Below are 11252 nucleotides of genomic sequence, written 5' to 3' on the forward strand. Positions count from 1 at the left end.
CAGATGATCAAGACGCTTAGTTATGTCGTGGTAACAACGCCAAATCTGGCGCAGTGGTGCGAACTGGCGATCAACCTCGTCGGTTTGCATGCGGACGTAATCAGTGAGGATCAGGTAGTGCGCTTGCGCATGGACGAAAAGGTCCAGAGGCTACTGCTGCAATCAACCACGGGGCCGTCGGCGCTGACGATGGGCTTCGAGGTAGACGATGCCGCAGCATTGGCCCGAGTCGCACAGGACCTGACGGGTGCGGGTTATTCCGTGGTGCCAGGCGTCGAGGAAGAAATCACGAAACGCGGCGTGACCGATATGTTTCATTTCATCGATGCAGATGGCAGTCGCGTCGAGGTCGCATACGGGCTGAAAGACGCTGCCAGTGCATTGCGGCCAGGCCGGCCAATCGGCGGCTTTCGCACGGGCGAACTCGGCATGGGCCATGTCGCCCTGAAGGCAGGGAACTTTCCCGCAATGTCTGCCCTTTTCAAGGACGTGCTGCATTTCAGTATGAGCGACTTCGCTCGCGAACCGTTTCCGGTCGAATTCTTCCATGTGAACCCGCGCCATCACACAGTGGGTCTGGCCGATACCGGAACAGGCGCCGGCATATACCACCTGATGCTCGAATACAACGATTGGGACGATGTCGGCCGTGCGCTTGACATGGCGCTCGAACACCCGGAATCGATTGGCGTTTCTCTAGGCCGGCATAGTAACGACCACATCACGTCCTTTTACGTGCGAACACCCGATGGCTGGCTGCTGGAACTCGGTTGGGGCGCACGATTGATTGATGGAGCGTGGCAGGTGGAGGAGTTGCCGGGCCTCAGTCTCTGGGGGCACGAGCGAACATGGTTACCGCCCGAGAAACGCGAGAAGGCGCGTCAGCAACTTAACGCATTGGCGGCACGTGGTGTTCGTGCACCGATGGCGCCTCTCGCGCAAGGTTCTGCGCCACTTTCCAAAAAAATTCGATGATGAACTCGATACTCCACACACCACAGTCTGCGAAATCCATGCCGCCTGAGATCGGCAAAAGCATTCAGCTTGGGGAAAGCCTGGTCAATTACCACGATCTCGGTGAAGGCAGCCCAATCTTGTTGATTCATGGGTCAGGCCCAGGCGTGACCGCCTGGGCGAACTGGCGAGGCATCATTCCAACGCTCGCACAACGTGCACGTGTCATTGCACCCGACATGCTGGGTTTTGGGTACAGCAGTTGCCCTGTCGACACGAAACTGGATCTGGATGCGTGGGTTGCCCAGTTGCTGAATTTACTGGATGCGCTGGATGTCGGCTCCGTATCGGTGGTCGGTAACTCCTTTGGCGGTGCCGTTGCACTGGCACTGGCCCATCGTCACCCGGCCCGTGTGAAGCGTCTGGTACTCATGGGCGCCGTCGGTCTTTCATTTCCGATCAGTGACGGGCTGAACAAGGTGTGGGGCTATCAGCCGTCCATTCCTGCAATGGCCGAGCTGATGAAGCTGTTCGCATACGATCACAGCATTATCAATGATGACCTCATTGCGATGCGCTATGCGGCGAGTATTCGCGACGATGTCCAGACCCGCTTTGCCCAGTTGTTTCCGGAACCACGCCAGAAGGGCGTCGAGATGCTCGCGCAGGATGAGTCTGCGCTTCGGGCGCTGCCGCACCAGACACTTCTCATTCACGGACGTGACGATCAGGTGATCCCGCTCGAAGTGTCCGAGCGCATGCTGCGCCTGATTCCGCGTGCTGATTTGCATGTTTTTGGTGAGTGCGGCCACTGGGTACAAATCGAACGTCAGGCGGCCTTTACACGCGTGGTGTCCGAGTTCCTGTGCGCCGACTTGTGAAAGCTGAGGAGATGAGATTGAACAAGGCAGATATCCGTGGACGGTGGGAAATTGTTTCCTGGACTCAGGAGTACGACGACGGGCGTGTCGTTTATCCGATGGGACAGCATTTGCAGGGCTTCATCGACTACGGCCCACATGGCATGTTTCTCGTCATTGAAAGGGCTCAGCGTGGACGCTTCGCGTCTGGAGGGCAATGGTCCGCCTCCGATGCCGAGAAGGCCGCTGCCTACAACAGTTATATGAGCTATGCCGGCGGCTATGAAATCGAGGGCGATACGATCATTCATCACGTCAGGCACAGTCTGTTCCCAGACTGGGAAGGCGGGGTGCAAAGACGACTAGGAAGCCTAAAGGATGGTTTATTGCGTCTGAGCGCCAGACTGGAAGAGGGAACCGAACAGGCTCGCAGTGCAAATCTGACGTGGCGTCGAGCCGGAGATGACCAAAGTGTCAAATGATGCAAGGCTCTCAAAGCTCCGGGACATGGCAGAGAACCTGCGCATGGCCTATACCAACGCGGTGCCCGTTGAGCCCCTGCGCGGGAGGCTTGAAGGACTGAGCACCGACGACGCATACGCAATACAGGAGTACAACACCGCGCATTGGCTCGCCAACGGAAGGCGGCTAGTCGGGAGGAAGATCGGTCTGACCTCACGAGCCGTACAACAGCAGCTCGGTGTCGACCAGCCTGATTTTGGCATGCTGTTCGCCGACATGGCGATGCCGGAAGGCGAAGATATTCCGGCTGGGCGACTGCTGCAGCCAAGAATCGAAGCCGAAATCGCGTTGATCCTGAAGCGCGATCTGGTGTTCGAGCGCCATACGTACGCCGACCTGCTGCAAGCGGTGGATTGTTGCCTGCCCGCTCTGGAGATTGTCGATAGCCGCATTGCCAATTGGGATATCCGACTGGCCGATACCATTGCCGATAACGCGTCGAGCGGTCTGTTCGTCCTCGGCACGCGGCCCGTGCTTTTACGAGACATCGATTTGACCGCCTGCTCCACACGAATGTCGCGTTCAGGGGAGACGGTATCCGAGGGCAACGGTCGCGCATGTCTTGGCAATCCGTTGAACGCCTGCCTCTGGCTGGCCGACACGATGAGCCGGTATGGGCGTCCTTTGCAGGCGGGCGATATTGTACTCACTGGCGCGTTGGGCCCGATGGTGCCGGTCGTTGCTGGCGATCGCTTTGAGGCGAGCATCGATGGCCTCGGCAGTGTTTCGGTCGGTTTCGGCAAGCAAAAGGAAATTCGATGAAGACAATCAAAGCGGCGATCATCGGGTCGGGAAACATCGGTACTGACCTGATGATCAAGATCCTGCGGCATGGCAAACGCCTGGAAATCGTGGCGATGGTCGGCATCGATCCCGCCTCCGATGGTCTGGCGCGCGCAGCGCGCTTGGGTGTTGCCACCACTTCGGACGGCGTGGAGGGATTGCTGCGTTTGCCCCAATTCGACGATATTGAAGTCGTGTTCGATGCGACCTCCGCCGGTGCGCATGTGCAAAATGACGCCCGACTGCGAGAGGCGAAGCCGGGGATACGGATGATTGACCTGACGCCCGCAGCGATCGGCCCGTATGTGATTCCCGCAATCAATCTTGACGCCGAGCTCGACGCGTCAAATCTCAACATGGTCACCTGCGGCGGGCAAGCCACTATCCCGATGGTTGCGGCCGTGTCACGCGTCGCAAAGGTGCACTACGCGGAAATCGTCGCATCGATCTCGAGCAAGTCGGCGGGCCCGGGTACGCGAGCGAACATCGACGAGTTCACCGAGACGACGCGCAATGCGATCGAAAGCCTCGGCGGCGCGACACGCGGGAAGGCGATCATCGTCCTGAATCCGGCCGAACCCCCTCTCATCATGCGCGACACGGTCTTCGTGCTGTCGCAGATGGCGGACCGAACGGCGATATCGGATAGCATCGAACGGATGGTCGCAGACGTGCAGACGTACGTGCCAGGCTATCGGTTAAAGCAAAAGGTGCAGTTCGACGTTGTCGAACCGGGCGAACCGTTGAACGTACCCGGCCTGGGCCCGAAGCACGGCCTTAAGACGTCGATCTTCCTCGAAGTCGAAGGGGCTGCACACTATCTGCCTGCCTACGCGGGCAATCTGGATATCATGACCTCGGCCGCGCTCGCCTGTGCCGAACGTATCGCTGAGACGCGGCTTGCGCCGCTTGTTGCCTGAGGCCGCAGATGAACAACCGCAAACTCTATATTTCGGACGTGACGTTGCGAGATGGCAGCCACGCGATTCGCCATCAATACACTATCCCGAACGTCAAGGCAATCGCTCAGGCGCTCGATGACGCACGGGTGGACTCGATCGAAGTTGCCCATGGTGACGGTCTGTCGGGATCGAGCTTCAACTACGGCTTCGGTGCGCACAGCGATGTGGAATGGATTGCTGCAGTAGCGGAAACGGTCAGGCATGCCCGCGTGGCGACACTGCTGTTGCCGGGCGTCGGCACCGTGCACGACCTGCGCAATGCCTACGACGCGGGCGCTCGCGTGGTACGTGTGGCCACACACTGCACCGAGGCCGACGTTTCGAAGCAGCATATCGAATATGCCCGTGAACTCGGCATGGATACCGTTGGCTTCCTGATGATGAGCCATATGACGCCACCCCAGGCGCTCGCCCAGCAGGCGAAGCTGATGGAGAGCTACGGCGCGACCTGCGTGTATGTCGTGGATTCGGGCGGTGCGCTGTCAATGGACGGCGTGCGCGAGCGTTTTCGTGCCTTCAAGGACGTGTTGAAGGCCGATACCCAGACGGGCATGCATGCGCATCACAACCTGTCGCTGGGCGTGGCGAATTCGATCGTGGCTGTGGAAGAGGGCTGCGACCGCATTGATGCGAGTCTCGCCGGCATGGGCGCGGGTGCGGGGAACGCACCGCTGGAGGTCTTCATCGCGGCGGCCGACCGGCTCGGCTGGAATCACGGCTGTGATGTGTACGGTCTGCTCGATGCCGCCGACGACATCGTGCGTCCGTTGCAGGACCGGCCGGTGCGCGTCGACCGCGAAACGCTCGCGCTCGGTTACGCCGGTGTTTACTCCAGCTTCCTGCGCCATGCGGAAGCGGCTGCCGCGAAGTATGGGCTGAAGACAATCGACATTCTCGTTGAACTCGGACGCCGCCGGATGGTTGGCGGACAGGAGGACATGATCGTGGATGTCGCGCTGGATCTGCTAGACGCACGCAAGGACAGCGGGGTAGAGGCTGTCACACGCTGAATGGCGTGTGCACGGCGCGAATTCAGAAGCAGCCGCGGCCTGGGAGTGAACGTGACGCGTCATCGTTTGGCGCATGAAGGACACGGCGGACAAGCACGCGCGCGGGGAGACTCGGTGGTTCCTGACGTGTTAATTGCGCCAAGCTCGCGCGAGGATGACCGGGTGGCGGTGGCGCTGACTTTCAGAGCTTGGCTTGAGTGAGCTCAAGGCAGCTGCGTCTGGTGTATGCAATTGCGTTCGGATGGACGGCTTTCAAGATAATTGCCATCACATTTCAATAAATTAGAGCTACTGAGGAGACAAAGATGGCACTTGTTGTAGATGTTGGTGATCTGATCGATACCCGCCCCTTAGGGCGTTACCGCCTCCTGGTTCTCATGCTCTGTGCGATATGCCTCGTTATGGACGGCTTCGACGTTCAGGCAATCGGCTATGTCGCACCCGCTGTCATTCACGAGTGGGGGATTGCGAAGGAAGTGCTGTCGCCGGTGTTTGGCGCGGGGCTCTTCGGTATGCTGATCGGCTCGCTCATACTCAGCGCGGCCGGAGACAAGGTTGGGCGCCGTCCCGTTCTTATTGGAGCAATGCTCTTCTTTTCCGTATGCATGTTTGCTACCGGGTTTGTCCATGACATCCCCGAGTTCATCGCATTGCGCTTTGCGGCTGGTTTGGGCCTCGGCGGCATCATGCCAAACGTGACGGCACTGATCGGTGAATTCAGTCCAAAACGAATTCGCATGACGTCGATCATGACGGTTTCCGTCGGCTATATCGTCGGCGGAGTGGTCGGTGGATTCATTGCCGCTGCGCTGATGCCTGTTTTCGGTTGGCAATCGGTCTTTTTCTTTGGCGGCGTGATTTCGCTGGTCGTGGCCGTACTCCTGTGGGTGTCGTTGCCGGAGTCGGTACAGTTTCTTCTACTTCGGAAGAATGACGAGGAGCGGGTACGCCGGCTTCTTGCACGTATCGTCGGGAGCGCCGAGGTGATATCAGCGTCGGCACGCCTCATTTTCAATGAGCAGAAATCGCAAGGCGCGCCGTTTATCGAAATATTCAAGGATGGCCGGGCAAGTATCACTATTCTTCTATGGATCATTAATTTCACGAACCTGCTCGATATGTATTTCCTTTCGAACTGGTTGCCGACAGTTATGCACGAAGCGGGGCATTCAGTGGAGACGGCAGCGTTGGCCGGATCGGCCTTGTGGGGCGGTGGACTGGTTGGCACGCTGGCCTTGGGAAGAGTGACGGACCGCTTTGGCGTGTTGCCCGTACTGGCTTCGGCCTTTCTCATCGGAGTTGCTGCGACTGCGGCGATTGGCAATCCACTGGTGATGACGTCCCTTGGAGCAGTATTTCTGGCCATTTTTCTCAGTGGCTTTGCCATTATCGGCGGCCATCCAGGTATCAATGCGTGGTCCGCAACCTACTATCCAACGGATTTGCGCTCGACTGGCATCGGATGGAGTCTTGGCGTGGGTCGAATCGGCTCCGTCATCGGACCCGTGGTGGGCGGCGCGCTAATGCATCTTCAATGGACATCGTCATCGTTGTTTATGGTGGCTGCGATGTTTGTCTGTGTCACCCTGGCCGGGATCGTTGCGATTCATTTCGTGGATCGGCCAATGACCGGCCGAACGGCCGATGCATTGTAGTACCGCATAGGTAGGCCGATCCGTCGGTCGCTTTTTTCTGAAACCAGGTGAGCTGGCCGTTACGGAAATCGATGATATCGGCCGATTGGCGAGCACCATCCTCCAGGAGCCCCGGAGACACCGCGATGAGCCTTTATCAATTGCAGAAAGTCTTCTATGAGATCAACCGCGACGCGGCCACTCGGCAGCGTGCCAAAGACGATCTGCCCGCGCTAGCGAAAGAGTACGAGTTGACGGACGAGGAACAACGCGCCTTGCTAACACAGGACATTGGCCTGCTCTACGTGCTTGGCGTGAACGGGCAGTTGCTGATGCATTTCGCAGCGCTTTGCGGTATCGCCTGGAGCGATTACCTGCAGAAAATGCGGGACGGTGTCGGTATCTACGGACCCGTGCGTGAAGGCGTCTATGCAATGACAACCCGAATGGATGAAAAGGTGGCCGGACTATGAGTCTTGTTCTCGCAGGGGTGTGCAGTCATTCGCCAGGAATCACAGGTCGTGCAGAACTGGCAGATCCGGCATTACGCGATCCCTTCTACGCAAGTTACGCACGGATGCGTGAAGCGCTCGAGGCAACGCAGCCGGACGCGGTGATTGTGATTGCAGCGGAGCATTTCGGAAACTTCTTCATGAACAACATGCCGGCCTTTGCGTTGGGCATGGCAGATAGCTACGAAGGCCCAATCGAGGACGAAACGTTCCTGAAGATCCGTCGGCGGCGTGTGCCGGGCAACGCTGATCTGTCGCGCAGGCTGATCAAAGGGGTGATGAACGAAGTCGATGTCGCGTATTGCGAAGAATGGAAGTTCGATCACGGAATCGCAGTGCCGCTGCACTTCCTGACGCCGCGCGACGATCTGATTATTGTTCCCGCGAACATCAACTGCCAAGGGCCTCCGCTCACGCCAATCAGTCGCGCATGGGCGTTCGGAGAGGCCATACGCCGTGCCGCAGACGCAATGCCTGAGCGTATTGCAATCGTCGGTACCGGAGGCATTTCGCATTGGCCAGCCACGCCGGATTCGGGAAGGATCAACGAAGCATGGGATCGCGATTTTCTTCATCGCTGGACGCGCAACGACAGGCAGGCGCTGCTCTCCTATACGGATGACGATGTCTACCGGGAAGGGGGGCAAGGCGCCTTCGAGATCCGCACGCTGATCGCGGTCGCGGCAGCGGCAGGGGGCAAAGGCGAAGTGCTGTTCTACAAGCCCATTCCGATATTTGCTACAGGTTGCTTTACGGCGACCATGAACATTGTTTAAGGAGGTACACATGCCGCATTGCATCGTTGAGTACACCGATAACCTCGGCCCGGAGGTTGGGATCCGCGATCTACTCGAAAAGGTGGCTGCGAAGTTTCGTGATTCGGATGGCGTATTCCCGACCGGAGGCATTCGCGTGCGTGCGATACGCCTGACCGAGTACGTGATCGCCGACGGCATGGCCGACGACGCCTTCGTCAACGTCACGGCCAAAATCGGCCCCGGACGCGATCCCGCCTTCAAGAAGCGCTTCTTCAGCGAATTGTTCAGCGTGGTGAAAGAGCATTTGCAGCCCGTGTTCGATACGCGTTCGTTCGCCCTTTCGCTCTATGTTGAAGAAGCAGACGAAAACGGTTCGTACAAGGAAAACAACATTCACGCGCGGCTCAAGAACAGGCATCAACAACTCTGAATATTTGCGGTGAATTGCCGTTATCACTATTAGTACTGCAGGCGCTTACATTTGTATGGTTCGGCAATTTTATCTGCTGATTGCTCTCACGCTGAAAGGTTTGCAAACATATGAAGCTGTCTTTCGTCCAAAAGCTCTGGCTGCCACTGATCCTGAGCCTGCTGTGTCTCGCTGGAATATCGATCTATAACGCTTACCAGACTCGAGAAATGCGTCTGGACGAGCGCAAGGCGGACCTGAAACATGCGTCGGAGGTTGCACTAAGTGTCGTCAAGACCTTTGGCGATCAGGCGGCCGCGGGCGCCATGCCCGTGGAGCAAGCCCGAAAGCTGGCCATGGACAGCATCCGGAACATGCGGTACGGCCAAGGCGGTTACTTCGCGATCTTGAGTTCGCAATTGCGCGTTGTGATGCAACCGATGCAACCGCAAATGAATGGCAAGGACGTCAGCGACTACAAGGACCCGAACGGCGTCTACGTCTTCAGGGATATGGGCGCTGTTATCAAGCGTGACGGTCAGGGCTTTACCGCGTACGCGTTTCCGAAACCAGGAGCAACCGAAGCCTCCCCGAAGATTACCTACAACGTGTCCTATCAGCCGTGGGACTGGATTATCAACACGGGGGCCTATGTCGACGACATCGATGCGGCATTCCGCTCGACGCTGTATCAGAGCCTCGGGATTCTGGTGGTGCTGGCCGGTGCCCTGTCGACTATCGTTGTGCTGCTCAATCGGGGCATCTTCCGCTCGCTGGGCGGCGAGCCGTCCTATGCCGCCGAGATTGCCAACCAGATTGCCAATAACGATCTGACTGCCATGGTGAAGACGGCACCAGATGACCGCTCGAGCCTGCTGTTTTCGATGAAGCGTATGCAGGAGCAGCTCGCACAAACGATTGGCACGATCAAACTATCCGCCGACTCGATCGCTACCGCCACGCACCAGATAGCCGCGGGAAACCAGGACCTGTCACAGCGCACCGAAGAGCAGGCCGCCTCGCTCGAGGAAACGGCGTCGAGCATGGAGCAACTGACCTCGACGGTTAGCCAGAATACCGACAATGCCAGTCAGGCTAACCAGCTCGCTGCGCAGGCTTCCCAGGTGGCGGAGCAGGGGGGCACGGTGGTGTCGCGCGTGGTCGAAACCATGGAGGGCATCAACGCCAGCTCGGACAAGATCGCCAATATTGTCGGCATCATCGAGGGCATCGCGTTCCAGACCAATATCCTTGCATTGAACGCAGCGGTCGAAGCGGCGCGGGCGGGTGAGCAGGGGCGAGGCTTCGCAGTGGTGGCCTCGGAAGTGCGTTCGCTGGCACAGCGCTCCTCGACGGCCGCGAAGGAAATCAAGGAGTTGATCCAAGATTCCGTGCAGCGCGTGCAGGCAGGTGCCGGTCATGTACGGGAAGCGGGTGCGAAGATGCGCGAGATCACGCACGAGATCAGGCGCGTGACCGACATCATGGGGGAGATCACCGCCGCCTCGCGGGAACAAAGCAAGGGCATCGGCCAGGTCAACCAAGCCGTCACGCAGATGGATGTCGTCACGCAGCAGAACGCGGCGCTGGTCGAGCAGGCGGCGGCGGCTGCCAGCTCGCTCGAGTCGCAGGCAGGCGATCTGAAAGCGTCCGTTTCGATGTTCAGGCTGGGCGCCTCACTTGACGCCGACGTCAGCCGTTCTGTCGCGCAAACGCACACGGCGGCGGCTCGGGCGCGCCTTCGGGCACCCGCCACAGCGGCCATGAAGGGACCTGCACCGCATCCATCCGTGTGACGCAAGCCGCCGAGGCTGAAGAATGAGACAGCCTTCAGAGGCTACGCATATCACGGGTGATGGGTCGGTAGAGCATCGCGTGTGTTCGGCGAAAGCATCTCGACCGCGTAAGCGGTTTCGCGGGGGCTATCGCCACGTGTGATGACGCACCACGACAAAGAGCACAACGGCGCAGATGTCCTGGGAGACACCGACCATGTCAAACCACGCTCCTGACCTCATCCCCGGTGGGGACATCGCCAATTGGCGGCACTCCATACTTCAGCCATCGCCCCACCTCGCCTCCCGCACGGACCTGACCTGATTGCATTGAGCGCTCTGGCGCTCGACATAGCCCTACATCGTGGAGACAACACACATGGAAACGACCCCATGGGCCGAGCGCGACCCGTTGCGCGAACAGACTTCGAATGACGCCGGGCCGGACCCCACCGCGCAAGAAAAGCACGTCATCGCAAAGGTCTCGCGACACCTACTGTAATTCCTCTTCATTCTCTTCTTCGTCTCGTTTCTGGATCGGATCAATATCGGATTCGCCGGGCTGACGATGATTAAGGACCTGGGGCTTTCGGGGACCCAGTTCGGTCTGGCCACGACGTTGTTTTACATCGCCTACATCGCTTTTGGCATTCCGAGCAATATCGCCTTGGCGCGTATTGGTGCGAGGAGATGGATCGGGACCATCATGATCGCCTGGGACATGGCGTCTACGGCGACCCTGTTCGCGAGCAGTCCGGGCACCTTATACCTGCTGCGCGTGTTGGTCGGCGTGACCGAGGCCGGCTTTCTGCCGGGCATTCTGCTCTACATGACCTACTGGTTTCCCAGTAAGTATCGCGCCAGAGCCAACGCCCTACTGCCTGGCATCGGCAGGTTCGTACACCGCCATGTCGATCTTCTGGACGACGCCCGATCATGCGCTGAGCTTCCGAGCCCGCGCGGTCGGCATCGCGGTGATCAATGCCACTGGCAACATCGGCTCAGCTTTGAATCCACTAGTGGTGGGCTGGCTGAAAGACCTCACGCATAGTTTCTCGGCCGGGTTGCTCTAT

General features: G+C 58.8%; 13 protein-coding genes. All 13 read left to right on the top strand.

Annotation, left to right across the window (positions count from 1 at the left end; all coding sequences use genetic code 11):
* Positions 1-3 precede the first annotated feature (3 nt).
* The 13 genes from HV670_RS19825 (at position 4) to HV670_RS19880 (ending at position 11230) form a co-directional block, all read left to right on the top strand.
* The gene (locus tag HV670_RS19825; RefSeq protein ID WP_175106578.1) at positions 4-975 is read left to right on the top strand and encodes a VOC family protein; all 972 of its coding nucleotides are present in this window, start codon (positions 4-6) and stop codon (positions 973-975) included.
* Between the two features lie 38 nt (positions 976-1013).
* Positions 1014-1835, top strand: coding sequence for an alpha/beta fold hydrolase (locus HV670_RS19830; protein ID WP_175106579.1), 822 nt, complete (start codon positions 1014-1016; stop codon positions 1833-1835).
* A gap of 17 nt (positions 1836-1852) precedes the next feature.
* Positions 1853-2296, top strand: a complete 444-nt coding sequence (locus HV670_RS19835) for a lipocalin-like domain-containing protein (protein WP_175106580.1) — start codon at positions 1853-1855, stop codon at positions 2294-2296.
* 25 nt (positions 2297-2321) lie between these two features.
* On the top strand, positions 2322-3098 hold the full coding sequence (locus HV670_RS19840; protein WP_281362428.1) for a 2-keto-4-pentenoate hydratase: 777 nt from the start codon (positions 2322-2324) through the stop codon (positions 3096-3098).
* Positions 3095-4039, top strand: coding sequence for an acetaldehyde dehydrogenase (acetylating) (locus HV670_RS19845; RefSeq protein WP_175106582.1), 945 nt, complete (start codon positions 3095-3097; stop codon positions 4037-4039). The genes HV670_RS19840 and HV670_RS19845 overlap by 4 nt, the downstream gene beginning before the upstream one ends.
* An 8-nt stretch (positions 4040-4047) precedes the next feature.
* Positions 4048-5091, top strand: coding sequence for a 4-hydroxy-2-oxovalerate aldolase (gene dmpG / locus HV670_RS19850; protein ID WP_175106583.1), 1044 nt, complete (start codon positions 4048-4050; stop codon positions 5089-5091).
* Positions 5092-5396: 305 nt separating this feature from the next.
* Positions 5397-6746, top strand: a complete 1350-nt coding sequence (locus HV670_RS19855) for an MFS transporter (protein WP_175106584.1) — start codon at positions 5397-5399, stop codon at positions 6744-6746.
* 125 nt (positions 6747-6871) lie between these two features.
* Positions 6872-7198, top strand: a complete 327-nt coding sequence (locus HV670_RS19860; RefSeq protein WP_175106585.1) for an aromatic ring-opening dioxygenase subunit LigA — start codon at positions 6872-6874, stop codon at positions 7196-7198.
* Positions 7195-8013, top strand: coding sequence for a DODA-type extradiol aromatic ring-opening family dioxygenase (locus HV670_RS19865; protein ID WP_175106586.1), 819 nt, complete (start codon positions 7195-7197; stop codon positions 8011-8013). The genes HV670_RS19860 and HV670_RS19865 overlap by 4 nt, the downstream gene beginning before the upstream one ends.
* Before the next feature lie 10 nt (positions 8014-8023).
* The gene (locus HV670_RS19870; RefSeq protein WP_175106587.1) at positions 8024-8425 is read left to right on the top strand and encodes a 5-carboxymethyl-2-hydroxymuconate Delta-isomerase; all 402 of its coding nucleotides are present in this window, start codon (positions 8024-8026) and stop codon (positions 8423-8425) included.
* 110 nt (positions 8426-8535) lie between these two features.
* Positions 8536-10200 (top strand): methyl-accepting chemotaxis protein, encoded by a 1665-nt coding sequence (locus HV670_RS19875; protein WP_175106588.1) that lies wholly within the window; start codon positions 8536-8538, stop codon positions 10198-10200.
* 358 nt (positions 10201-10558) lie between these two features.
* Positions 10559-10681 carry a hypothetical protein gene (locus tag HV670_RS31885; RefSeq protein WP_281362429.1) on the top strand — a complete coding sequence of 41 codons (123 nt, stop codon included), beginning with the start codon at positions 10559-10561 and terminating at the stop codon, positions 10679-10681.
* 60 nt (positions 10682-10741) lie between these two features.
* Positions 10742-11230 carry an MFS transporter gene (locus HV670_RS19880; RefSeq protein ID WP_246257734.1) on the top strand — a complete coding sequence of 163 codons (489 nt, stop codon included), beginning with the start codon at positions 10742-10744 and terminating at the stop codon, positions 11228-11230.
* The last annotated feature ends 22 nt before the right edge of the window (positions 11231-11252 follow it).

It is taken from the genome of Pararobbsia alpina (genome assembly GCF_902859895.1).
Lineage (GTDB): Bacteria > Pseudomonadota > Gammaproteobacteria > Burkholderiales > Burkholderiaceae > Pararobbsia > Pararobbsia alpina.